General features: G+C 64.4%; 22 protein-coding genes and 1 pseudogene. 6 read left to right on the top strand and 17 right to left on the bottom strand.

Translation table 11 applies throughout. The features are described 5' to 3' along the window. Nucleotides 1–9 precede the first annotated feature (9 nt). Together guaD and AB843_RS11015 are read right to left on the bottom strand one after the other, a co-directional pair. The gene (gene guaD / locus AB843_RS11020; RefSeq protein WP_048646884.1) at nt 10–1,317 is read right to left on the bottom strand and encodes a guanine deaminase; all 1,308 of its coding nucleotides are present in this window, start codon (nt 1,315–1,317) and stop codon (nt 10–12) included. Nucleotides 1,318–1,320: 3 nt separating this feature from the next. Then, on the bottom strand, nt 1,321–2,535 hold the full coding sequence (locus AB843_RS11015; protein WP_048646883.1) for a urate hydroxylase PuuD: 1,215 nt from the start codon (nt 2,533–2,535) through the stop codon (nt 1,321–1,323). A gap of 237 nt (nt 2,536–2,772) precedes the next feature. On the opposite strand from AB843_RS11015, the gene AB843_RS11010 reads away from it, so the two are divergent. Then, entirely contained in the window at nt 2,773–3,693 is a 921-nt protein-coding gene (locus tag AB843_RS11010; protein ID WP_048646919.1) for a LysR family transcriptional regulator, read from the top strand. On the opposite strand, the gene AB843_RS11005 is transcribed toward AB843_RS11010, so the two are convergent. From AB843_RS11005 to uraH, 6 genes are read right to left on the bottom strand one after another with little or no spacing between them, the layout of a single operon-like run. Beyond that, the gene (locus AB843_RS11005) at nt 3,694–3,951 is read right to left on the bottom strand and encodes a CopG family antitoxin (protein WP_048646882.1); all 258 of its coding nucleotides are present in this window, start codon (nt 3,949–3,951) and stop codon (nt 3,694–3,696) included. It lies immediately after the preceding gene. Then, entirely contained in the window at nt 3,932–4,225 is a 294-nt protein-coding gene (locus AB843_RS11000) for a BrnT family toxin (RefSeq protein ID WP_048646881.1), read from the bottom strand. Before AB843_RS11000 ends, AB843_RS11005 begins: the two co-directional genes overlap by 20 nt. A 31-nt stretch (nt 4,226–4,256) precedes the next feature. Continuing rightward, nucleotides 4,257–5,066, bottom strand: a complete 810-nt coding sequence (gene xdhC, locus AB843_RS10995; RefSeq protein ID WP_048646880.1) for a xanthine dehydrogenase accessory protein XdhC — start codon at nt 5,064–5,066, stop codon at nt 4,257–4,259. A gap of 19 nt (nt 5,067–5,085) precedes the next feature. After that, the gene (xdhB, locus tag AB843_RS10990) at nt 5,086–7,437 is read right to left on the bottom strand and encodes a xanthine dehydrogenase molybdopterin binding subunit (RefSeq protein WP_048646879.1); all 2,352 of its coding nucleotides are present in this window, start codon (nt 7,435–7,437) and stop codon (nt 5,086–5,088) included. 2 nt (nt 7,438–7,439) lie between these two features. Then, entirely contained in the window at nt 7,440–8,909 is a 1,470-nt protein-coding gene (gene xdhA / locus AB843_RS10985; protein ID WP_048646878.1) for a xanthine dehydrogenase small subunit, read from the bottom strand. After that, nucleotides 8,909–9,274, bottom strand: a complete 366-nt coding sequence (gene uraH / locus AB843_RS10980; protein ID WP_048646877.1) for a hydroxyisourate hydrolase — start codon at nt 9,272–9,274, stop codon at nt 8,909–8,911. Before uraH ends, xdhA begins: the two co-directional genes overlap by 1 nt. Before the next feature lie 190 nt (nt 9,275–9,464). On the opposite strand from uraH, the gene puuE reads away from it, so the two are divergent. From puuE to AB843_RS10960, 4 genes are read left to right on the top strand one after another with little or no spacing between them, the layout of a single operon-like run. Then, nucleotides 9,465–10,880: an allantoinase PuuE gene (gene puuE, locus AB843_RS10975; RefSeq protein WP_048646918.1), complete on the top strand. Its 1,416-nt coding sequence runs from the start codon at nt 9,465–9,467 to the stop codon at nt 10,878–10,880. Nucleotides 10,881–10,894: 14 nt separating this feature from the next. Beyond that, complete coding sequence (locus tag AB843_RS10970; protein ID WP_048646917.1) at nt 10,895–11,731, top strand: bifunctional allantoicase/(S)-ureidoglycine aminohydrolase; 837 nt, start codon at nt 10,895–10,897, stop codon at nt 11,729–11,731. After that, the gene (locus AB843_RS10965; RefSeq protein WP_048646876.1) at nt 11,728–12,228 is read left to right on the top strand and encodes an ureidoglycolate lyase; all 501 of its coding nucleotides are present in this window, start codon (nt 11,728–11,730) and stop codon (nt 12,226–12,228) included. Before AB843_RS10970 ends, AB843_RS10965 begins: the two co-directional genes overlap by 4 nt. Continuing rightward, nucleotides 12,225–12,824, top strand: a complete 600-nt coding sequence (locus AB843_RS10960) for a nucleoside deaminase (RefSeq protein ID WP_048646875.1) — start codon at nt 12,225–12,227, stop codon at nt 12,822–12,824. Before AB843_RS10965 ends, AB843_RS10960 begins: the two co-directional genes overlap by 4 nt. A gap of 44 nt (nt 12,825–12,868) precedes the next feature. Here AB843_RS10960 and pcaF read toward each other — a convergent pair whose 3' ends face one another. The 3 genes from pcaF to AB843_RS10945 are packed head-to-tail and all read right to left on the bottom strand — an operon-like array spanning nt 12,869 to nt 15,723. Continuing rightward, nucleotides 12,869–14,074 carry a 3-oxoadipyl-CoA thiolase gene (gene pcaF, locus AB843_RS10955; RefSeq protein WP_048646874.1) on the bottom strand — a complete coding sequence of 402 codons (1,206 nt, stop codon included), beginning with the start codon at nt 14,072–14,074 and terminating at the stop codon, nt 12,869–12,871. A gap of 18 nt (nt 14,075–14,092) precedes the next feature. After that, nucleotides 14,093–14,869: a CoA-transferase subunit beta gene (locus tag AB843_RS10950; RefSeq protein ID WP_048646873.1), complete on the bottom strand. Its 777-nt coding sequence runs from the start codon at nt 14,867–14,869 to the stop codon at nt 14,093–14,095. Beyond that, the gene (locus AB843_RS10945) at nt 14,866–15,723 is read right to left on the bottom strand and encodes a CoA transferase subunit A (RefSeq protein WP_048646916.1); all 858 of its coding nucleotides are present in this window, start codon (nt 15,721–15,723) and stop codon (nt 14,866–14,868) included. Before AB843_RS10945 ends, AB843_RS10950 begins: the two co-directional genes overlap by 4 nt. A gap of 55 nt (nt 15,724–15,778) precedes the next feature. Between AB843_RS10945 and AB843_RS10940 the strand changes: the two genes are divergently transcribed. After that, nucleotides 15,779–16,576, top strand: a complete 798-nt coding sequence (locus AB843_RS10940; RefSeq protein WP_048646872.1) for an IclR family transcriptional regulator domain-containing protein — start codon at nt 15,779–15,781, stop codon at nt 16,574–16,576. A gap of 14 nt (nt 16,577–16,590) precedes the next feature. On the opposite strand, the gene AB843_RS10935 is transcribed toward AB843_RS10940, so the two are convergent. From AB843_RS10935 to AB843_RS10910, 6 genes and pseudogenes are all read right to left on the bottom strand, one after another. Then, nucleotides 16,591–16,869 carry a hypothetical protein gene (locus AB843_RS10935; RefSeq protein WP_048646871.1) on the bottom strand — a complete coding sequence of 93 codons (279 nt, stop codon included), beginning with the start codon at nt 16,867–16,869 and terminating at the stop codon, nt 16,591–16,593. A gap of 122 nt (nt 16,870–16,991) precedes the next feature. Then, the gene (locus AB843_RS10930) at nt 16,992–17,900 is read right to left on the bottom strand and encodes a LysR family transcriptional regulator (protein ID WP_048646870.1); all 909 of its coding nucleotides are present in this window, start codon (nt 17,898–17,900) and stop codon (nt 16,992–16,994) included. Between the two features lie 602 nt (nt 17,901–18,502). Continuing rightward, a pseudogene (locus AB843_RS24960) lies at nt 18,503–18,998 on the bottom strand (HAD-IC family P-type ATPase); the annotation flags it as partial. A gap of 21 nt (nt 18,999–19,019) precedes the next feature. Continuing rightward, nucleotides 19,020–20,186: an N-acetylglucosamine-6-phosphate deacetylase gene (gene nagA / locus AB843_RS10920; RefSeq protein ID WP_048646868.1), complete on the bottom strand. Its 1,167-nt coding sequence runs from the start codon at nt 20,184–20,186 to the stop codon at nt 19,020–19,022. Nucleotides 20,187–20,214: 28 nt separating this feature from the next. Continuing rightward, nucleotides 20,215–20,973 carry a GntR family transcriptional regulator gene (locus AB843_RS10915; protein WP_048646867.1) on the bottom strand — a complete coding sequence of 253 codons (759 nt, stop codon included), beginning with the start codon at nt 20,971–20,973 and terminating at the stop codon, nt 20,215–20,217. Next, nucleotides 20,970–21,872 carry a glucosamine kinase nucleotide-binding domain-containing protein gene (locus AB843_RS10910; protein WP_048646866.1) on the bottom strand — a complete coding sequence of 301 codons (903 nt, stop codon included), beginning with the start codon at nt 21,870–21,872 and terminating at the stop codon, nt 20,970–20,972. Before AB843_RS10910 ends, AB843_RS10915 begins: the two co-directional genes overlap by 4 nt. Nucleotides 21,873–22,150 lie beyond the last annotated feature (278 nt).

Here is a 22,150-nt window from a genome sequence, read left to right as displayed (position 1 = left end):
ACAACGAGTCTACAATCCGCTCTTGACCGCCTCCCCCGCCACATAGGTTTCCACCACGGCGCGGTCGTCGCCGAGCGTCTGCAGCACGAAAAGCTCCTCGGCGAGACTTTGTACCCGCTCCATGCGCAGCGCCATGGCCGGTGTCGCCCGCGCATCGAGCACGACCAGATCGGCGTCCGTGCCGGCTTCCAGCGTGCCGATTCGCCCGGCCAGCGACAGCGCCTCCGCATTGCCCCGCGTGATCTGCCAGAAGGAGGCGAGCGGGTTGAGCTTCTCGCCATTCAGCGCGATGACCTTGTAGCCCTCGTCCATGGTCTTCAGCATGGAATAGCTGGTGCCGCCGCCGACATCCGTCGCCGTGGCGATGCGCAGGGGCTTGTCGCGCTTTCTGTAGCGCTGATAGTCGAACAGGCCGGAGCCGAGGAACAGGTTCGACGTCGGGCAGAAGACCGCGACCGAGCCGCTGTCGGACAGGGCATCGGCCTCGCGCTCCGACAGATGAATGGAATGGCCAAGCAGCGCCTTCGGCCCCAGGAGACCGTAGTGCTCGTAGATGCCGGTATAGTCCGGCGCGTCCGGATAAAGCTCTCTCGTGAAGGCGATCTCGTCGTGGTTTTCCGACAAATGCGTCTGCATGTGCAGATCGGGAAATTCGCGCATCAGCGCGCCGGCCATCTCCATCTGCTCGGGCGTCGAGGTGATGGCGAAGCGCGGCGTGACCGCATAGTGAAGCCGGCCCTTGCCGTGCCATTCGCCGATCAATGCCTTGCTGTCGTCATAGGAGGATTGCGGCGTGTCGGTCAGCCCCTCCGGCGCGTTGCGATCCATCATCACCTTGCCGGCGACGACGCACATCCTGCGGCTGTGGGCCTCGGCAAAAAACGCCTCCGCGCTCTCCTTGTGCACCGAGCAATAGGCGGCAACCGTGGTGGTGCCGTTGCGCAGCAATTCGTTGAGGAACAGGCGGGCGACGCGCCGCCCATGCTGCGTATCGCGGAAATTCGTCTCTTCGGGAAAGGTGTAGTTGTTGAGCCAGTCGAGCAGTTCGGCGCCGTAGCTGGCAATCACCTGCATCTGCGGGAAATGCGCATGCGCGTCGATGAAGCCCGGCAGGATGAGATGCGGGCGGTGGTCGATGGTTTCATGTCCGGGCGCGGCGCGTTGCGACAGATCGGCAAAGCCGCCGGAGGCGATGATGAGGCCGTCCTCGATCAGCACCGCACCATCTTCCGCGTAGGAGTAGGCGGCGTGGTCGTCGAGGCTCGTCGGCTCGGCATGGAAGGTCAGCAGGCGTCCGCGGATCAGTGTCTGGGCCATCGGCTAGCGGGCCTCCTCGAACCAGGTGACAATCAGGCGGCGCTCGCCCTCGGTTATGCCCGATACATTGCCCGGCGGCATGGCATGGCTGCGGCCCGCCTGCAGGTAGACTTCGCGCGCCTGCCTGGCGATGGCGGCATCGCTGTCGAGGAAAACATCCTTCGGCGCGGCATGGATGCCGTCATAACCGGGCTCGGCCGCATGGCACATGGCGCAGCGCCCCATCACCGCGTCGCGAACGGCGGGAAAATGCGTCGAGGCAACGAAACGCTCGCCCGCCGCCGACAGCCTTTCCTCGCCCGTCAGCACCTTCGGCACGGTCGACAGCCACATGATGACGATGAACAGGACGCCGGCCAGCCCCCAGGTCCAGTGCGGCGTGCCCTTGCGCGCATGCACCGTGTTGAAATAGTGCCGGATCAGCACGCCGATGATGAAGATGACCGAGGCGATGACCCAGTTGAACCGGGTGCCGAAAGCCAGCGGATAGTGGTTCGACAGCATCAGGAAAAGCACCGGCAGCGTCAGGTAGTTGTTGTGCAGCGAGCGCTGCTTGGCCTGCATGCCGAGCTTCGGATCGGGCGTCTTGCCGGCCTTCAGATCGGCCACGACGATCGTCTGGTTGGGGATGATGATCAGGAACACATTCGCCGTCATGATGGTGGCGGTGAAGACACCCAGATGCAGGAACGCCGCCCGTCCGGTGAACAATTGTGTGTAACCCCAGCTCATCACGACCAGGATCACATAAAGCAGAAGCATCAGCCCCGTATCGCTCTTGCCGATCGGCGATTTGCACAGAAGGTCGTACAGCACCCAGCCGAGGCCGATTGAGGCAAGCGAGATCAGGATCGCCACCGGCGCCGAAACGTCGAGCACGTTGCGATCGATCAGAAAGAGGTCGGCGCCCGCATAATAGACGATGGCCATCAGCGCAAATCCCGAAAGCCAGGTGGCGTAGGATTCCCATTTGAACCAGGTCAGATGCTCCGGCATCGACGCCGGCGCCACCATGTATTTCTGGATGTGGTAGAAGCCGCCGCCGTGCACCTGCCATTCCTCGCCGGAAACGCCGTGCGGCAGGCCGGGCCGCTTGGTCAGCCCCAGATCCAGCGCGATGAAATAGAAGGACGAGCCGATCCACGCGATGGCCGTCACCACGTGCAGCCAGCGCACGCCGAAGGCCAGCCAGTCCCACAAAACCGCAAAATCGTTCATGCCCGTTCCTCATCTAGAGCGCCATGCGTCCGTTCGGACGCATAAAGGACGCTCTATCTGCTTGTTTTCCGCATTTATGCGGACGTCAGGTGAAACCACCTGACTGCAAAATGCTCTACTCAAGGCCCAAACTTACGGACTCCCGTATAAACAGAAAGGAGGGATAAGCACGATGACTTTCAAATTTTTTTGGAAAATAATGCGGTCGAACATTTTTTGATCCCGCCGGAATCATGCATGGCCTATCTGGACAACATCGCTGTTTTCGTTCGCGTCGTGGAGCTCGGCAACCTGTCGTCGGCCGGACGCGACATGCGCTTGTCGCCGGCCGTTGCCTCAAACCGGGTGAAGGAGCTGGAGCGGCATCTGGGCGTCCGCCTGTTCAACCGCACCACGCGGCAATTGACCCCCACCGAACAGGGACGGGCCTTCTACGAGGGCGCGCGCAAGGTTCTGGAAGCGGTGCAGGAGGCCGAGGCCTCGGTCGCCGCCCTTTCGGGCCATCCGCGCGGCATCATCCGTGTCACCGCACCGCTCGGCATCGGCAAGCGGCTGATCGCCAGCGGCATTCCCGAGTTCCGCGACAAATATCCGGAGATCGAAGTGCGCCTGCGCCTGTCCGACCATGAGGTCGACATGATGCGCGAGGGCATCGACGTCGCCTTCAAGCTCGGCATCCTGGAGAACTCCAGCTTCCGCATGCGCGGCATCATGGATTGCCAGCGCGTGCTGGCCGCCGCGCCCGACTATCTGGCCCGCCGCGGCGAGCCGGTCAGCCCGCAGCAACTGGTCGATGGCGAATATGATTGCCTGATGCTGCGCTTTCCCGGCGCCCGCGAGCATTTCTGGACGCTGCAGACCGCAGACGGTCCGCAGAAATTCGAGGTCGGCGGGCCTTATGATTCGGACGATGGCGATGTCATCACCGATTGGGCCCTGGCCGGCCACGGCATCGTCAACAAGCCGCTCTTCGAGATCGAACCCTATCTGCGCGACGGCCGGTTGAAGGTGATCCTGCCGCAAACGCCGCCTGTGCCGGTGCGGCTCGCCGCCCTCTACCCGCACAAGAAATTCCAGGATCCCAAGGTCCGCCTGCTGGTCGATTTCATGACCGCGCGCTGCCAGCGCATGATCGGCGATATCCTGGCGCAGGATTGATCAGGAGGCGCGCAGGCTTTCCAAGCCGCGCTGCAGCAATTCGCGCATCATCCGCTGATAGGGAATACCACGCTTCTTCGCTTCCGCCTTCACCGCCTCGAGCTGACTCTCGGGCATGCGCATGTTCACCCGCGCAGCCTTGCTCTCGAACTCGAAACCCGCCGGCTTGAACTGCGAGAAATCGAGATCTGACAGATCCTGATCCAGAAAGGCTTCGACGTCCTCGTCGGTCTTTAGTTTAGGAACCTTGCGCTTCATATCGCTGCGCCTCCTTTGCATGCATATAGCGCGCCGTGATCGGACAAACGACGATCCTGCCGCCGACATTCCGGAATGTGACGCCCACAAACATGGGCCGCCCATCCTCATTCCGCCCGACAGCGATGAAACAGTCCTCATTGTGTGAGTGTTTCGGGTCCGGAGCGAAGCGGGAACCGTGTCTCAGAAGAAACTCGATTTCAGCCTTGCTTACCCCGTGCTTGGCGCATTTGGGCCGGTTGCCGGTGTCCCATTCAACGCCCGCGATGTTCATGGGAAATATATGTACATTTGTATGTACATTGTCAATGGGTACGCGCCAGCGCCACCATCACTTCCGCCGCAGCCATGGCGGCGATCACCGCAGGGCGCTTGTCGCGCACGCCATTGCCGCCGATAGGCGAGACCAGCCGGGCAAACGCGGCCCCGTCCCCGCCATTCTTCAGATACCAGCTCTTGAACGTGGCGCGTTTGGTCTTCGAGCCGATCATGCCGACATAGGCGGCGTCCCGGCGTCCGAGCGCCTCGGCGACGATCAGAAAATCCAGCGCGTGGTCATGGGTAAGGACGACGAAGGCCGAGCCCGGCGGCGCCACGCGCACGGCCTCCTCGGGCAGCGCGGTCAGCCGGGTTTCGACACCCTCGGGAAAATCCGCCAAGGCGTCCGCGCGGGTCTCCACCACGACTACCCGCACCGGCAGCAACACCAGCGCCGAAGCCAGCGCGTGTCCCACATGGCCGCCGCCGAACAGGACGACCTGCGGCCGTGCCAGATCGTCTCGTTCTGCCTGAAGCAGCAGCGCCGCCCGCTTTTGCTCGTCGACGACGCGCAACTCCAGCCCGACCCGACCGCCGCAGCATTGGCCGATCTCGGGACCAAGCGGCACGTCCAGCGCCCCATCGGCAATATTCCGGTCGATCAGTTCGCGTGCCTTGTCGATGGCCAGAAACTCGAGCTGCCCGCCACCGATCGTGCCGAAGATCGCCAAGGGCGAGACCAGCATCCAGGCCCCTTCTTCACGCGGCGTCGATCCCTTCGCCTCGCGCACCGCGACCAGCGCCACAGCGGGCGCTGCGTCGAGAAAGCGTTTCAGGCGGTCAGCGGTCGTGGTCATGGCTCAAGCAGAGACAGTGTCACGTGCGACCGGCCGCCATCCCGGCCCGCATGCGCTCCACCGCCATCAGCACGCGCTCGGGCGTCGCCGGCGTGTCGAGGCGCGGGCAGGCCTTGTGTTCAGCGACGCTCGCCACAGCGTCGGAAAGCGCGTGCAGCACCGACATGCCGAGCATCAGCGGCGGCTCGCCCACCGCCTTTGAGCGATGGACCGTGGGTTCGGTGTTTTCGGCCCAATCGGCCAGTGTCACGTTGAAGATCTTCGGCCGGTCCGAGGCGAGCGGGATCTTGTAGGTCGACGGCGCGTGGGTGGCGAGGCGACCCTTGCCGTCCCAGACCAGCTCCTCCGTGGTCAGCCAGCCCATGCCCTGGATGAAGCCGCCTTCGATCTGGCCGATATCGATGGCGCGGTTCAGCGAACGGCCCGTCTCGTGCAGAATATCGACGCGCTCCACCATGTACTCGCCGGTCAGCGTGTCCACCGAGACCTCGGCGCAGGCCGCCCCATAGGCGAAGTAATAGAACGGACGGCCCTGCCCCTTGTCGCGATCCCAATGGATCTTCGGTGTCTTGTAGAAGCCGGCGGCCGAAAGCTGCACACGCGCCATATAGGCTTTCCTGATCAGTTCGGCGAAGGGGATTTCCTGGTTGCCGACCCGCACCCGACCGGGGAGGAAGACGATCTGGTCCTTCGGCACCTCAAAGTGCTCGGCGGCGAAATCGACGAGCCGCGACTTGATCTGCCGCGCCCCGTTCTGTGCTGCCATCCCGTTCAGATCGGACCCCGAAGACGCCGCGGTGGCCGAGGTGTTGGGCACCTTGCCCGTTGTGGTGGCGGTGATCTTCACCTGATCGATGTCGATCTGGAACTCCTCGGCCACCACCTGGGCGACCTTCACATAGAGCCCCTGCCCCATTTCCGTGCCGCCATGGTTCAGGTGCACGGACCCGTCCGTATAGACATGCACGAGGGCACCGGCCTGGTTGAAATGCGTCGCGGTAAACGAGATTCCGAACTTCACCGGCGTCAGCGCCAGCCCCCGCTTGACGATGGCGCTGTTGGCGTTGAACGCATCGATCTCGCGCCGACGCCTGGCATAGGCGGCACTTTCCTCGAGTTCGGCCACCACGCGCCCGGCCACATTGTCCTCGACCGTCTGGTGATACGGTGTGACGTTGCGCGTTTCGGTGCCGTAGAAGTTCCGCTTGCGGATTTCCAGCGGGTCCTTGCCAAGCGCGAGGGCCACTTCGTCGATGATCCGTTCGGCGCCGACCATGCCCTGCGGCCCGCCGAAGCCGCGAAACGCGGTGTTCGACACGGTGTTGGTGTAGAGCGGAACGGAAGTCGCCTGCACGGCAGGGTAGAAGTACGCGTTGTCGCAGTGAAACAGTGCCCGATCCGTCACCGGACCGGAAAGATCGGCGGAAAACCCGCAGCGCGCCGCATAGGTGAAATCGACGCCGAGAATGTTCCCGTCATCGTCGAACCCCACCTCGTAATCGATGAGGAAATCGTGCCGCTTGCCGGTCGCCGTCATGTCGTCGTCGCGGTCCGGGCGGATCTTCACCGGCCGGTTGAGCCGCTTGGCGGCGATGGCCGCGATCGCCGCAAACTGATTGCCCTGCGTTTCCTTGCCGCCGAACCCGCCGCCCATGCGCCGCACCTCGACGGTGACCGCATGCGAGGCGACACCCAGCGCGTGGGCCACCATGTGTTGCACCTCGCTCGGATGCTGGGTCGACGAATAGACGGTCACGTCGCTGTCTTCGCCGGGGATGGCGAAGGCGATCTGCCCCTCAAGGTAGAAATGATCCTGCCCGCCGACGCGCATCTGCGCCTTGATGCGGCGCGGTGCGGCGGCAATCGCCTCCGCCGCATTGCCCCGCTTCAAGGTCAGCGGCTTGGTCACCAGCTTGCCGGAGGGACCCGCGTCAGCCAAGTCGATCAGAGCCGGCTCCTCGGCATAATCGACCTTTGCCAGGCGGCAGGCGCGCCGCGCCGCCTCGCGCGTCTCGGCGATCACCGCGAAGATCGGCTGGCCGAAGAACTGCACCTTGCCTTCCGCCAGGACCGGTTCGTCATGCAGGCCGGCCGGGCTGATGTCGTTCACCCCCGGCACGTCGCTGCCCGTCAGCACGTCGATCACGCCAGGCGCGGCGCGCACCGCCGAAAGGTCCATCGAGCGGATCGTCGCATGGGCCACCTGCGCCAGGCCAAGGCAGGCGTGCAGCGTGCCGGCCGGCTCCCCCATGTCGTCGATGTAGACGGCCTCGCCGGTCACATGCTTGTGGGCGGAATCATGTTTCTGGTCGGTGGCGACACCGCCGGCGATTTTCGCTTTCGCGAGATCCAGAGCTTCGTGTTTGGTCATCGTCACGCAGCCTCGTATCGGGAAACCTGCAGGGGCACATGGCCTTCGACGCCCTCCAGGAAAAACCGCCTGAGAAGGTTCTTCGCCGCCAGCATGCGATAATCGGCCGTGGCGCGCGCATCGCTGATCGGTGTGAAATCCGTCTCGAACGCGGCGAGCGCCTGTTCAATGGTTTCAAGCGTCCACGCCTGACCGACGAGCGCCGCCTCGACTGCTTTCGGCCGCTTCGGCGTCGCTGCCATGCCGCCATAGGCGATGCGCGCGCCGGTCACCACGCCATCGGCAATGGCGATGTTGAAGGCGCCGAGCACCGCCGTGATGTCCTCGTCGCGCCGCTTGGAGATTTTCCAGACGGCAAAGCGCGTCGCCCTGTCGGGCACCGGTACATGCACCGCCTCGACGAATTCGCCGGCCGCGCGATCCTGCTTGCCGTAATCGATGAAGAAGTCCTCGAGCGGCATGGTCCGCCGCACAGTGCCCTTGCGCAGGGTGAGCGTCGCACCGAGTGCGATCAGCGGCGGCGGCGTGTCGCCGATGGGCGAGCCATTGGCGATGTTGCCGCCGACCGTCCCCATATTGCGCACCTGTTCGCCGCCGATGCGGTCGATCAGGGCGCCGAGCGGCGGAATCCGCGCCGACAGATGCCCGAACGCCTCCGTATAGCTAACGCCGGCGCCGATGTTGATGACGCCGTTCTCTTCGCTGATGGCATGCAGCGCGTCCAGGCCGCCGATGAAGACGGCCGGGGCGATATCGCGCATGAATTTCGTCACCCACAGGCCGACATCCGTCGCGCCTGCGACGATGGTCGCTTGCGGCTCTACTTCGAGAACCATTGCCAGATCGTCGGCGCTGGCCGGCACCACCAGCCGCTCCCGGCCCGTGCCGATCTCGACCCGCGCGCCATCCTTCATGGCTGCGAGGCTGGCGATCACCGCGTCGCGCTCGGCGGCCAGCGGGTCGGCCGACGCATCGCCATAGGACGAAATGGCGCGCGCCGCCCGCACGATTGGCTCATAGCCCGTGCAGCGGCAGAGATTGCCTTGCAAGGCCTTCTCGATCGCCTGGTCCGATGGCTGCGCATCGCGCATCCACAATGCGTAGAGCGACATGACGAAGCCCGGCGTGCAGAAGCCGCATTGCGAGCCGTGATGATCGACCAGCGCCTGCTGCACCGGATGCAGGCCGCCATCCGCGCGCTTCAGATGCTCGACCGTCACCACATGACAGCCGTCGAGCGAACCGAGGAAGCGAATGCAGGCGTTGACGCTTTCATAGGCGAGCCTGCCGTCCTGGAGCCGGCCGACCAGCACCGTGCAGGCGCCGCAATCGCCTTCCGCGCATCCTTCCTTCGTGCCGATCAGGCGGCGCTTGATGCGCAGGAAATCGAGCAGGGTCTCGTCGGGCCGCACATCGGCGAGCGCCACCGCCTGGCCGTTCAGCAAGAAGCGCAGTTCGTTGCGTGTTTTCATCAGCTTCCCCTATAGGTGGAGTAACCGTAGGGCGAGACAAGCAGCGGCACGTGGTAATGCACGTTTTCGGCCATGCCGAAGCGGATCGGGATACGGTCGAGAAAAGCGGGCTGCGGGAGAGGCGTGCCCTGGGCCGCCAGATATGCGCCGGCTTCGAAAACCAGTTCGTACGCGCCGGTGGCGAAGTCAGCGCCCTGCAGCAGCGGCGCATCGCAGCGCCCGTCGTCATTGGTGGTGACTGTCTTCAGCAGCGTCCGCTCCTCGCCGGCGATCCGGTAAAGGGCGATCTTCATCCCTGCCGCCGGTTTTCCGCTGGCGGTGTCCAGCACATGGGTCGTCAAGCGGCCCTCACCCACATTGCTCATGCGGTCTCCCTACCTATCCGCTGAAAGTGGCCTGATTGTGCGGCAAATCCTTTGCGAGCATAAGGGGCGTGGTGGCTGCGGGACAACAAAAGACTTTCAAAATTTTCGGGAAAGTTCCAAGCCTATTCCTTCGACTATCCTTGGCAATAACGATCAACGGAAGCACGCAGTGACCCGCTATTTGCGCAACATGTCCGGCTATGGAGCCACCCCGCCCGATCCGAAATGGCCCGGCGGCGCGCGCATCGCCGTGCAGTTCGTCGTCAATTACGAGGAAGGCGGCGAGAACTGCGTCCTGCATGGCGACGAGGCCTCTGAAGCGTTTCTCTCGGAAGTGGTCGGCGCCGCGCCCTGGGTCGGCATGCGCCATTGGAACATGGAATCGATCTATGAGTACGGCGCGCGTGCCGGCTTCTGGCGGCTTCACCGCATGTTCACCGCCGCCCAGGTGCCCGTCACCGTGTTCGGCGTCGCCACGGCGCTGGCCCGCAGCCCCGACCAGGTGGCGGCGATGCAGGGAGCCGGTTGGGAGATCGCCTCGCACGGACTGAAATGGATCGACCACCGCAACCATGCGGAGGAAGACGAGCGCCGCGATCTCCTGGAGGCAATCCGCCTGCACACGGAGGTGACCGGCGAGCGCCCGCGCGGGCTCTATCTCGGACGGACATCGGTCAACTCGGTCAAGCTCGCCATCGCGGAAGGCGGTTTCGACTGGATTTCCGACACCTATGACGACGATTTGCCCTATTGGCTCGACCATGACGGCCAGGGCCATGCAACGCAATCGCAGCTCGTCATCCCCTACACGCTGGACGCCAACGACATGCGCTTCGCAACGCCGCAGGGTTTCAATTCCGGCGACCAGTTCTTCACCTATCTGAAGGACGCTTTCGACACGCTCTATGCCGAGGGCGCCGCAGGCCGCCCGGCGATGATGAGCATCGGCCTGCATTGCCGCCTGATCGGTCGCCCCGGCCGCGCCGCGTCGCTGCAGCGCTTCATCGACTATGTGCAAGGCCACGGCCGAGTATGGCTCGCCACGCGCGGCGAGATCGCCCGGCATTGGGCGAAGCATCATCCCTATGCCCCTCCGGCGCTGCGCCCGAGCCGCATGGCGCAACCCGAGTTCATCGAGCGCTTCGGCGGTATTTTCGAGCACTCGCCATGGATCGCCGAGCGCGCCACGAAGCTGGAACTCGGCGCAGCGCATGACACCGCCGGCGGGCTCGCCAATGCGCTGGCCCGCGTCTTCCGCTCGGCAAGCGAAGATGAACGCCTTGGCGTTCTGACCGCTCACCCCGATCTTGCCGGCAAGCTGGCGGCGGCGAAGCGGCTGACGGCGGAATCGACGAAGGAACAGGCCGCCGCCGGGCTCGATGCCCTGACCGACGCCGAGCGCGCGCGCTTCACCGCGCTGAACACGGCTTACGTCGAGAAATTCGGCTTTCCCTTCATCATTGCCGTCAAGGACAACACGAAGGAAAGCATCCTCAAAGCGTTCGAGACGCGCATCGCAAATAGCCGCGCGGAGGAATTCGCCACCGCCTGCAAGCAGGTGGAGCGCATCGCCTATCTGCGCCTGAAGAACATTTTGCCTATATGACACAGGACCGCCCGATGAACGCCCGCACCTATTATGCGCCGCATGGCGGCCATCCTCCGCAGACGCAGCTGATGACCGACCGCGCGGCCTTCACCGAAGCCTATGCGCTGATGCCGAAGGGCGTCATGCAGGACATCGTCACCAGCGTCCTGCCGTTCTGGGACAAGACGCGCTGCTGGGTGATCGCCCGCCCGCTGTCGGGCTTCGCCGAGACCTTTTCGCAATACATCATGGAAGTGCTGCCCGGCGGCGGCAGCGACACGCCCGAGCCGGACGCCGGCGCCGAAGGCGTGCTGTTCGTCGTCGAGGGCGAATTGACCGTCGAACTCGGCGGCAAGGCACATCTTCTGACGCCGGGCGGATACGCCTTTCTGCCGCCGGACAGCGGCTGGAAGACCCGCAATGTCGGCGATGTGCCGGCGCGCTTCCACTGGATCCGCAAGGCCTACGAGGCCGTACCCGGCCTCGACGCGCCCAGCGCAATCTTCCTCAACGAGGCGGACGTGGCCCCCGCGCCCATGCCGGGCACCGAGGGCAAATGGGCGACCACCCGTTTCGTCGATCCGGACGATGTGCGCCACGACATGCATGTGACCATCGTCACGCTGGAGCCGGGCGCGGTCATTCCCTTTGCCGAGACCCACGTCATGGAGCATGGCCTCTACGTTCTGGAAGGCAAGGCGGTCTACCGGCTCAACCAGGACTGGGTCGAGGTGGAGGCCGGCGATTTCATGTGGCTGCGCGCCTTCTGCCCGCAGGCTTGCTATGCGGGCGGGCCGGGCAAATTCCGCTACCTGCTCTACAAGGACGTCAACCGGCACGCCAAGCTCGGCGGGGTGTTTGCGCGATGAGGACGCTCACGGCAAAGCCCCTGACCCGCGAAGCCTTCGCGTCCTTCGGCGATGTGATCGAGGCGGAGGGCGCCGAGAGTTTCCTCATCAACAACGGCAATTGCCGGCGCTTCCATGATCTGGCGAAGGTCGAGGCGACCGGCGACAACGCCCGGGTTCTCATCAGCCTGCTGCGCGCAAAACCCTATGCCGAGCCGGTGGCATTGACCATGGTCGAGCGCCATCCGCTCGGCAGCCAGGCTTTCATTCCCCTTTCGCCGGCGCCGTTCCTGGTCGTCGTCTGCCCGGATGACAATGGCGTGCCCGGCGCGCCGCATGTTTTCCTCACCCGGCCCGGCCAGGGCGTCAACTATGCACGGGGAACATGGCATGGCGTGCTGACGCCGCTTGGCGCGGAACAGGATTTCGCCGTCGTGGACCGGGGCGGCGACGGCAACAATCTCGAGGAATTCTTCTTTCCGTCGCCCTATCAAATCGCGTTGCCGGAGCGGCCATGAGCGTTTCCGGCGGAGAATTGCTCAACCGCCTGTTCGATGTGATCGAACAGGATGTCCTGCCTCTCACCAAGGCCGGTGTCGAACGGGGCAACAAGCTGTTCGGCGCCGCAATCCTGCGCAAGAGCGACCTGTCGCTGGTGCTCGCCGAAACCAACAACGAGCTGGAGAACCCTCTCTGGCATGGCGAGGTTCACGCCTTGAAGCGGTTCTACGAACTGCCGAAATGCGACCGTCCCAACACGAAAGACTGCATCTTCCTGTCGACGCACGAGCCCTGCTCGCTATGCCTGTCGGCCATCACCTGGACCGGCTTCGACAATTTCCACTATCTGTTCAGCCACGAGGATTCGCGCGACAGCTTCGCCATCCCGCACGATCTGAAGATTCTCAAGGAGGTCTTCACCCTCGATCCCGGCGGCTACAACGCACAAAACGCCTTCTGGAAAAGCTATGCGCTGCCGGCGCTGGCAGCGGCGCTGCCGGAAGCCGGCAGACAGAAGGCCGAGGCGCGCATCGGCCGCCTGGCGCAGGCTTATGCGGCGCTGTCCGAGGCCTATCAGCAGGCCAAGGCGGACAACGACATCCCGCTCAACTGAAGGCCGGCGGCTTTCGCTGCCTCGCCTCCCCTCCGCCGATCCTGCTAAACCCGCTCCATCGCCAGCGCGATGCCCTGGCCGACGCCAATGCACATGGTTGCCAACGCCAGCTTGCCGCCGCGTTCGTGCAGCTCCAGCGCCGCCGTGCCGCAAATGCGCGCGCCGGACATGCCGAGCGGATGGCCGAGCGCGATGGCGCCGCCATTCGGGTTCACATGGGGAGCGGCCGGGTCGATGCCCAGATCGCGCAACACGGCTATGCCTTGCGAGGCAAACGCCTCGTTCAGCTCGATGACGTCGAAATCCGTAGGCTTGAGGCCAAGCCGGGCGCACAGTTTCTTCGTTGCCGGCGCCGGCCCGATGCCCATGATGCGCGGCGGCACGCCCGCGGTTGCACCGCCAAGAATGCGGGCGATCGGCGTCAGCCCGTATTTCTTCGCCGCAGCCTCCGAAGCGATGATCAGCGCCGCCGCACCGTCATTGACGCCGGAGGCGTTGCCCGCCGTCACCGAACCGCCCTCGCGGAAGGGCGTCGGCAGCTTGCCGAGCTTCTCCACCGTGGTGCCGGGACGCGGATGCTCGTCCCTGTCGACCACCACCGGATCGCCCTTGCGCTGTGGAATGGTGACCGGGATGATCTCTTTCGCCAGACGGCCATTCTCCTGCGCGGCAACCGCCTTGTCCTGGCTGCGCACGGCGAAAACATCCTGGTCGGCGCGGCTGACGGAAAACTCCTCAGCCACGTTCTCGCCGGTCTCCGGCATGGAATCGATGCCGTACTGCTTCTTCAGCACCTTGTTGACGAAGCGCCAGCCGATCGTCGTGTCGTAGATCTCGGCATTGCGCGAAAACGCGGTGTCGGCCTTCGGCATGACGAAGGGCGCACGGCTCATGGATTCGACGCCGCCGGCAATCATGATCTCTGCCTCGCCCGCCTTGATGGCGCGCGCGGCAATCGTGATCGCATCCATGCCCGAGCCGCATAGGCGGTTGACCGTCGAGCCCGGCACATCGACGGGAAGGCCGGCCAGCAGCACGGCCATGCGCGCCACGTTGCGGTTGTCCTCGCCCGCCTGGTTGGCGCAACCATAAAACACGTCGTCGATGGCCGCCCAATCCACATTGGGGTTGCGCTCCATCAGCGTCTTGATCGGGACTGCCGCCAGATCGTCGGCCCTCACGGAGGACAGGACGCCGCCGAAACGGCCGATGGGCGTGCGGATGTAATCGCAGATGAAGGCTTCAGCCATGATGCGTGGTTCTCCAGTTCATGCGCCCTTATGAGCCGCTTCCGTGCGCGCTTTCAAGTCGCGCAGTGTCGCAAGCTCCAGTTCGCTGGGCGGCGGGGTCTCTTCAAGGGTCTCGGCGAACTTCACCGTCCAGCCGCAGGTCTCCTGCACCATCTCGCGGGTAACGCCCGGGTGCAGGGACACCACCGTGAATTCCCTGGTCGCAGGATCCGGTTTCCAGATGGCCAGGTCGGTGATGAGCAGGGTCGGCCCCTTGGTGTCGATGCCAAGCCGCTGTCGGTGATCGCCACCCTCGCCATGGCCGAAGGAGGTGTAGAAGTCGATCTTCTCGACCATCGACCGCTTCGACTGGGCAAGCGTGATGTAGACTTCCTGCGAGGACGAGGCGATCTCCGGCGCACCGCCGCCACCGGGCAGCCGCACCTTCGGATGATCGTAATCGCCGACGACGGTCGTGTTGATGTTGCCGAACCTGTCGAGTTGGGCAGCCCCCAGGAAGCCGATCGTGATGCGCCCGCCCTGCAGCCAGTAGCGGAACATCTCCGGCACAGGTACGGTGGTCAGCGCCGTATCGCACAACTCGCCGTCACCGATGGACAAGGGCAGCACGTCGGGCGCCGTACCGATGGTGCCGGATTCGTAGATCAGCGTGATATCGGGCGCATGGGTCAGCCGGGCGATGTTGCAGGCGGCGGAGGGAGCGCCGATACCGACGAAACACACATCCTCGCTCTTCAAGGCACGCGAGGCGGCGACGGTCATCATCTCGTTCGGGGTGAAATCCGACTTGCTCATCGTGCCAACCTCAGTTTCTCGACGCGTTTGGCGAAATCGTCAGGCGCGGCCTGCAGCACATTCTCGTCCATCCAGGCGCGAAACACCTCGCGGTCGGCGGCGATCTTGTCCCATTCCAGGTATTCCGCGTTGTCGCGTGCGTAATAGCCATGCGTGTAGGATGGATGCGCACCGCCCGGCACCACGGCGATGGCGGTCACCGTCCAGTGCGGCAGGATGCAGAGATTGGGGTGCAAATCGTCGAAATCGTCGACCAACTCCTCCACCGTCACCACGGCGCGGCGGGCGGCGAGTGCGGCCTCCTTCTGCACGCCGACAATGCCCTCGATCAGCACATTGCCTTGCAAATCGGCCTTCTGGGCATGGATGAAGCTGACATCGGGCCTGAGCGCCGGCACGGCGGCCAATTCTTCGCCGGTGAACGGGCACGCGATGCTCTTGATGTTCGGATTGACCTTGGCCAGCTCGGCGCCGCGATAGCCGCGGAAGATCGCGCAGGGCAGCCCCGCCGCGCCGGCTTCATAAGCGTTGGCCATGGCGGCGTGCGAATGCTCCTCGATCTCGACGCTGCGCGGAAACCCGTTCTCCACCGCATCGCGCAGGCGGCGCAGAAGGCCGACGCCGGGATTGCCCGCATAGGAAAAGACCAGCTTCTTCGCCATGCCCATGCCGATCATCTGGTCATAGACCACGTCCGGCGTCATGCGGATCAGCGTCAGGTCGGCAAACTCCTGGCGGATCGCCTCATGCGCGGCGGCTGTCGGGATGAGGTGGGTGAACCCCTCGAAAGCGACGGTATCGCCGTCATTCAGGTTTTCCGCCACCGCCTCGGAAAGCGGAAGGAAACGCGCCATGGTCATCCTCGAAGTTCGTATTGCGAACATAAGTTTTATATGCGATACTTTCTAGATGGAGATTCACAATGAGTCAAACGATCGCGACGCGGACAAGGCCCGTGACCTGGTCGGCTCGCTGCAAAAGGGGCTCGGCGTCATGGAGATCCTTGCCGCAGCGCCCGGCGGCATGACATTGACCGAGGTCGCCACGGCTGCCGGTCTGACGCGGGCCGGCGCCAGGCGTCTGCTGATCACGCTGGTTGCCAGCGGGTTCGCGCGGCAGGAGGACCGACGCTTCATCCTGTCGGCCAAGCTCCTTTCCCTCACCCGCACCTGGATGGGCGGCGCTTCGCTGTGGCGCTATGCCGAGCCGATCATGCGTGGCGTCTCCGCCGAACTGGGCGAATCCTGCTCGGCTGCGGTCCTGGAAGGCGAGGATGTCGTCTATGTGGCGCGCGTGGCGGGGCGGCGCATCATGTCGGTGGCCCTTGGCGTCGGCGCGCGGCTGCCGGCCTACTGCACATCGATGGGCCGCGTGCTTCTGTCAGATCTGGATCCGCCCGAACTCACCCGTTTTCTCGCGCAGGCGACGATCAGCGCCAAAACAGCCGAAACGGTGACGGACCGGACCATTCTCGCCGCCAAGGTGGCGAAAACGCGCCAGGCCGGCTATGCCATCGTCGATCAGGAACTGGAACTCGGCCTGCGCTCGATTGCGGTTCCCGTAAGAGACAAATCTGGCCGCATTGTCGCGGCCTTGAACGTCTCCACGCAGTCGGCGCGCTTCAGCCGCGCGGAAATGGAGCAGGCGATACTCCCCGCGCTCCTCGAGGCCGCGCGCAGGCTCGAGGATTTTCTCGTCCTGCAGTGACGGCGCGTGTCGCGTCATGCCGCGCTCCTCGCGTTCTTCGGATCGTCTGCGGTCCGGGAAGCTTCCGCAGCCTGCGGGTCCTCGATCGACCGACGCATGCGGCGCGCGATGCGCGCCTGCAGCCGGGCAAAAAGCACCTGCTCAAGCACATCCTTTGCTTCCGCGGCGGCCTGCCCCCTGGAAACGGCGAACAGTGAATCGACGATCGAGGCGTCCTCCTCCGGAGAGAGGAGCGCGTCGATCTGGGCATCGGACGGCGTGTCCGAACGGGCGGTGCGAATGGGTGTGTTCATGGTGGGATTCTTCGCCGCCGATCCTGACGGCAAGGAGGCGGTCCAATGAATTTTTGACGACAGTTTCTTGGCATAACCACGCCGCGCAGCAAGCTGCGCGGCGACGGATCCATGATGGCGGACTATTGGTGCGTGACGCTATGGCGCTGGAAAGCGGCCGGTGGCGGCGACATGCGGAGCAATTCGCCTTGCAAAAGCTCGAAAATGTCCAGCCCCAGGCGCAGATTGAAGCGCTTATCGTCGAAGAACATGCCATAGCGCATGTCGAGACCGCCCGGCATCACTTCGACACAATCTTCCAGCCTGGACACCTGCCCGTCGAAGACGAAGCTCGGCAGCGGCGACACGGCGACCCCGCTGGAAACGAGCTTCATGGCGGTGGCGATGTCGTCGACCTCGCCGAGCACGTCGTAGGCCACCTCGTGTTGCCGCAGCCATTCGCGCGCCGCCATGCCCAGCGGCGATTGCGCATGGGTCAGGACCACCGGGATCGTTCCCGAATTGCGCTTCGCCTGTTCGGCGATCTCGCGCGTCCCGATCCAGCGCAGCGTGTACTCTGTGACGAGATCAGGCCCCATCTCGGCCGGATAAAGCGCCCGGAACATGGCATCGACTTGGCCGCAATCGTACATCTCCTCGAGCCGCTTCGAATCGGCGATGCGCCAACTGACCTGGTCCTTGATCTTGCCGAGCCGGCCAAGCCCGCCCAGAAGCAGCGGCGCGCAATAGGTGCAGACGCCGACCTTCAGTTTGGACAGGTTCTTCTCGTAGCCGACCGTGCGCAGGCGCCGCTCCAGGTCGAGCATCTGGCGGATGAGACCGGAAATCTCCTCCTTGACGATGATGCGGTTGCCCAGCTTCTTGATCAGCGGCGTTCCGATCGCCTTTTCCAGCCGGCCGAGATGCATGCTGACCGCCGGCTGGCTGATGCCCAGCTTCTGTGCGGCTCCGGTCAGGCTGCGGGTGTCGATGACCGCCTCGGCGGCCCGCAAGGTGGCGAATGAAAGTCCGTCCTGTTTGTGCATGCCCATAGGTTTTGCGCCTCGTTCCATGAAAGGTAAGGTTTGATCCGAATGACGACGCCGCACGCGCGGCACTCAACGCTGCTTCAAAGCGGCAACAGCCGCCTGCGCCACAAGCCCGTGCAATGACCGCACGGCGCATGGCTGGCTCGACGCACGATGCATCGCACCCTGGCAGGCACCTGAGCGCCTGCCGATACGCCGACCATCAAAGCCGTGCTGAAGATCAGCCCTGTGCCTTGAGCTTTACGGCGTTACCCAACTGTCCGCTGAAACACACCACCCCCGTGGAACCGGAAAAAGCGACCCGTCTCGATACAACTTCTGCACGATATCGGATTCGCATCACTTATACAACCTATAAGGGATTATGTGGATATCTATGCAACTAACACGGATTGAATATGCTCTAGAAAGAAGGATTTTCAATTAAAATCAATTGGTTAACCAACGAAGAACGCAACCAGCGCGTAAACGCAAACTACAACCTATGCGATTATACGCGTGAATTTTCCGAGCCAAGATCCGGCAACCAACACGCGCAGTCCGCCGCCCGCTGGCGGCGCGGGCGGCGGACTGATTCGATCGACCGTCGACCCGGCGTGACGGCCTTACCGCTCCAGGCGGAAGCCAAGCAGGCGCAACGCGTTCAAGGCGACGAGCACGGTCGCCCCCGCATCCGCCAGGATGGCGATCCACAAGCCCGTCACCCCAGAATTGCGGTGACGAGGAACACGGCCTTCAACCCGAGCGCGAGGACGATGTTCTGGCAAATGTTGGCCATCGTGGCCCGCGCCAGGCGCAATTTGGCAAGAATGTCGGTGACCCGGTTGCGCAACAGGGCGGCATCCGCCGTCTCCAGCGCCAGATCGGTGCCCGAGCCCATCGCCACGCCGACATGGGCCGCCGCAAGCGCGGGCGTCGTTGATGCCGTCGCCGACCATCATCACGGTGTGGCGGCTGGTGAAATCGCCAATGGCGGCGACCTTTGTCGTCCGGCAGAAGCTCCGCCTTGTGCTTCATCGACAGGGCGCCGGCGATGGCTTCCGTCGTGCGCTCATCGCCGCCGGCCAGCATCACCGATCGAACGCCAGGCGCTTTCAGCGCGCCTGCCGATTGGCACCGGGATCAGTCCGAGGAGGCTTCGTGCACCGCCTCGCCGCCGATCCAGGTGGAAGCCACCGTCAGCGCATCGGTCAACTCGACGAAATCGGCGTCCTTGCCCGTCCCCAGCCGACCCTTGAATCCGCCTATCCCAACCGCTTCTGCCGGATAGAGGCTTGCCATGCGCAGCGCCTCGTCGAGCGACAACCCCACCGTGCGGTGCAGGTAGGCGACCGTCGACACCATGTCGATGTCGGCGCCGGCCAGCGTGCCGTCATCGAGCGTCAGGCGGCCATCCTGCCGGTGGATCGTCCGTCCGTTGAGCGTGAAGGAGGCCATGTCCGTACCGATGGTCGACATGGCGTCGGTGACGGCGAATATCCGCGCCGGTCCGGTCTTCGCCTTCAGCGCCGCGCGGATCGCCACCGGATCGACATGCACGCCGTCGGCGATCAGCCCCACCCACAGCGCGCCGCTCTCCAGCGCCGCGCCGACGAGACCGGGCTCGCGATGGCCAAGCGGGCTCATGGCGTTGAACAGATGCGTGACGAGCGACGCGCCGGCCTGCACATAGGCAAGCGCCGTCTTGCAATCCGTATCGCTGTGCCCGAGGCTGACCTTGACCCCGCCCGCCGCCAGCTTGCTGACCTGCTCGGGCGTCACGTTCTCCGGCGCCAGGGTCGTCATGAGCACCTGAAAATGCCGCCGGGCCGCGACGAGCTTGGCCAGGTCGGCATCGCGCATCGGCCGGATCAGTGCCGGATCGTGCGCGCCCTTGCGCGCGGTGGAAAGATGTGGCCCCTCGAGATGCAGACCGAGAAAACCGGGCACACCGATGCGCGCCGCCTCGATGCCGGCCGCGACCGCCGCCGCCGTCGCCTCCGGCGTATCGGTGATCAGCGTCGGCAGAAGCCCGGTGGTGCCGAACATGGCGTGTGCCCGGCAGATGGCTTCGATGCCAGCGACGCCGCTGTTGCCGTCGAGCATGATCCCGCCGCCGCCATTAACCTGGAGATCGATGAAACCGGGCACGATCATCGTCCCCGAAGCATTGCGCACCGCCTGCCCCGGCGCCAGCGCGCTCTCGGCGACGATGCCCGAAACTTTTCCGTTTTCGATGAGGAGCGCGTGGCCGTCATGCCAGACATCACCGTCGAAGATGCGCGCTCCGGCAAGGGCGAGGGAAGTCATGCTGGTTGGTTCCACTGCTTGGTTGGCGTCAATGTTCGGGAATTTTCAACTCGGCGACAAAGTCATAGGCATCGCCGCGATAGATCGAGCGGGTGAATTCGATGACCCGGCCGCCGGGCAGGTAGGAGACCCGCTCGATATAAAGAGCGGCCTCGCCCGGCGCGACTTTCAGGAGGGCGGCTTCGCGCTCATCGACATTGCGTGCCGAGATACGCTGCGTGGCGCGGATCGGCCGCGCCGACCGCTTCTCAAGCGCGTCGTAGAGCGATCCGCTGACCGATGCCGGGTCGGGCAGGAAGGCACCGATGATCGAGGCGCGCTCGATCGCCATCGGCACGTCGCCGGCGATGCGCAGGCGCTCCAGCCGGGACACCTTGTCGCCGACCGCAAGGCCAAGCACCATCATCTCGTCGGGCGATGGGGCGACGACTGCCCGCTCCAGCCATTCGGACCGCGCCGACAGCCCGCGCCGCGCCATGTCCTCGGTGAACGAGGTGAGCAGTGACAGGGATTGCTCGACGCGCGCCACCGACGGCGCAACGAAAGTGCCCGACCCGTGCCGGCGGATCAGCCGGCCCTGCTTGACCAGATCGTCGACGGCCCGGCGCACGGTGACACGGCTCAGATCGGCGAGCTCGGCAATGTCGCGCTCGGTGGGAATAGCTTCGCCTTCGCGAATGACGCCGCCGACAATGGCTTCCTCCAGAAGCCGCCGCAAGCGCAGATACAGCGGACCCGGCCCCATGGCGGCGACGCGGTCCGGCTTGAACAGATCGACCGCGCTCATCGCTGCTCCGCCGTGTCGATGGCCGGGACAGCGACCGGGATGAAAGCCCGCAGCGCCAGCTGCACGGCGCCCGAAAGCGGATCGCCCAACGGTTCGCGCAGGATCGCGCGGTGGCGCGCGGCAAGCCGCATACCGTATTTCTCAGCCAGTCCGCCAAGCAGGCACAGGCGCTCGCAACCGTCGAAGACGATCGCATCGAGGGTTTCGGTGATGTCGTGCACCGCTTCGGCAAGGATGCGCTGCGCCATCGGATCGCCGCTGCCATCGAAATCGAAGATCATCGGCGCGAAGGACCCGTAGTCGGCAGGCTTGGCCTCGAGGGTGAACTCTACCACGTTCTCGGAATTGCCGTCGAACCGTGCCATGACCGCGCGGCCGAGCGGCGTCAGCGGACGAATGCCGTCCTGCGCCAGAAGGGCCTGCTGCAACAGGAGCCGCCCGATCACGGCGCCGCTTGCCTGATCGCCGACGGCAAAGCCCCAGCCGCCGACGATGCGCGTCTGTCCCTGGAACCGCACGACATAGGCCGAACCCGTGCCGAGAATGGCGATCACGCCGTCGCCGTCGCCGAGCGCGCCTTGCAGGGCGATGATCCCGTCATGCACGAAGCGTGTGTCGGTGAAGGGAAGATCGGCGGCCAGCTGTTCCTGCCGTGTGCCGACATTCAGCCCCGCCAGCCCGAGAAAGGCCGGAACGTGCGACAGAAGGCCGGCATCGAGGCCTGCATTCTCAAGGGCAGAGGCGGACGCGGCGATGATGCTTTCGGTGATGGTATCGGCCCTGGAGAAGATATTCGCCGCGCCGCGCATCCCGCGGCCGACAACCGTCCCTGTCCGGTCGGCTACCGCCGCCCGGCAGCTCGTCCCCCCGCCATCGATGGCAATCACATAATCGGTCATGGGCGCTCCTCCACCGTATAATACCAAAAAGATACCTTTGCGAAACTGCAAAATCAAACAATCGCACGACAAGCCAATTTCATTGATAATAATAGGTTTTTTAACGCCACCTCCATCCTCGAACTGAGTCAGGCCGGAATCCCACTAGACAAATGGTATTTTTTTGGCCTTAATTTGCCCGGTGGAGGATTAATGAACCCGGGTCAGGCAGGAAAGCGAAAATGCGTCGGGCGAAGCGCGCTTCGCAGGCTCGTCTTCCGGCGTTCGCCGAACGGCGC

It is taken from the genome of Nitratireductor soli (genome assembly GCF_001050155.1).
Lineage (GTDB): Bacteria > Pseudomonadota > Alphaproteobacteria > Rhizobiales > Rhizobiaceae > Nitratireductor > Nitratireductor soli.
Note: the sequence above shows the minus strand (reverse complement) of the source record. Positions and strands in the feature narration are given on the sequence as shown.

What these genes read in the sequence shown, in the direction of transcription:
- AB843_RS10935 (WP_048646871.1), bottom strand. Translation starts at nt 16,869, where the DNA reads ATGAACACACCCATTCGCACCGCCCGTTCGGACACGCCGTCCGATGCC.
- xdhB (WP_048646879.1), bottom strand. Translation starts at nt 7,437, where the DNA reads ATGACCAAACACGAAGCTCTGGATCTCGCGAAAGCGAAAATCGCCGGC.
- xdhC (WP_048646880.1), bottom strand. Translation starts at nt 5,066, where the DNA reads ATGACCACGACCGCTGACCGCCTGAAACGCTTTCTCGACGCAGCGCCC.
- AB843_RS11005 (WP_048646882.1), bottom strand. Translation starts at nt 3,951, where the DNA reads ATGAAGCGCAAGGTTCCTAAACTAAAGACCGACGAGGACGTCGAAGCC.
- xdhA (WP_048646878.1), bottom strand. Translation starts at nt 8,909, where the DNA reads ATGAAAACACGCAACGAACTGCGCTTCTTGCTGAACGGCCAGGCGGTG.
- AB843_RS10910 (WP_048646866.1), bottom strand. Translation starts at nt 21,872, where the DNA reads ATGACCGATTATGTGATTGCCATCGATGGCGGGGGGACGAGCTGCCGG.
- guaD (WP_048646884.1), bottom strand. Translation starts at nt 1,317, where the DNA reads ATGGCCCAGACACTGATCCGCGGACGCCTGCTGACCTTCCATGCCGAG.
- AB843_RS10945 (WP_048646916.1), bottom strand. Translation starts at nt 15,723, where the DNA reads ATGGCGCGTTTCCTTCCGCTTTCCGAGGCGGTGGCGGAAAACCTGAAT.
- AB843_RS10965 (WP_048646876.1), top strand. Translation starts at nt 11,728, where the DNA reads ATGAGGACGCTCACGGCAAAGCCCCTGACCCGCGAAGCCTTCGCGTCC.
- puuE (WP_048646918.1), top strand. Translation starts at nt 9,465, where the DNA reads ATGTCCGGCTATGGAGCCACCCCGCCCGATCCGAAATGGCCCGGCGGC.
- AB843_RS10940 (WP_048646872.1), top strand. Translation starts at nt 15,779, where the DNA reads ATGGAGATTCACAATGAGTCAAACGATCGCGACGCGGACAAGGCCCGT.
- AB843_RS10915 (WP_048646867.1), bottom strand. Translation starts at nt 20,973, where the DNA reads ATGAGCGCGGTCGATCTGTTCAAGCCGGACCGCGTCGCCGCCATGGGG.
- pcaF (WP_048646874.1), bottom strand. Translation starts at nt 14,074, where the DNA reads ATGGCTGAAGCCTTCATCTGCGATTACATCCGCACGCCCATCGGCCGT.
- AB843_RS11015 (WP_048646883.1), bottom strand. Translation starts at nt 2,535, where the DNA reads ATGAACGATTTTGCGGTTTTGTGGGACTGGCTGGCCTTCGGCGTGCGC.
- nagA (WP_048646868.1), bottom strand. Translation starts at nt 20,186, where the DNA reads ATGACTTCCCTCGCCCTTGCCGGAGCGCGCATCTTCGACGGTGATGTC.
- AB843_RS11000 (WP_048646881.1), bottom strand. Translation starts at nt 4,225, where the DNA reads ATGAACATCGCGGGCGTTGAATGGGACACCGGCAACCGGCCCAAATGC.
- AB843_RS10960 (WP_048646875.1), top strand. Translation starts at nt 12,225, where the DNA reads ATGAGCGTTTCCGGCGGAGAATTGCTCAACCGCCTGTTCGATGTGATC.
- AB843_RS11010 (WP_048646919.1), top strand. Translation starts at nt 2,773, where the DNA reads ATGGCCTATCTGGACAACATCGCTGTTTTCGTTCGCGTCGTGGAGCTC.
- AB843_RS10950 (WP_048646873.1), bottom strand. Translation starts at nt 14,869, where the DNA reads ATGAGCAAGTCGGATTTCACCCCGAACGAGATGATGACCGTCGCCGCC.
- AB843_RS10930 (WP_048646870.1), bottom strand. Translation starts at nt 17,900, where the DNA reads ATGGGCATGCACAAACAGGACGGACTTTCATTCGCCACCTTGCGGGCC.
- uraH (WP_048646877.1), bottom strand. Translation starts at nt 9,274, where the DNA reads ATGAGCAATGTGGGTGAGGGCCGCTTGACGACCCATGTGCTGGACACC.
- AB843_RS10970 (WP_048646917.1), top strand. Translation starts at nt 10,895, where the DNA reads ATGAACGCCCGCACCTATTATGCGCCGCATGGCGGCCATCCTCCGCAG.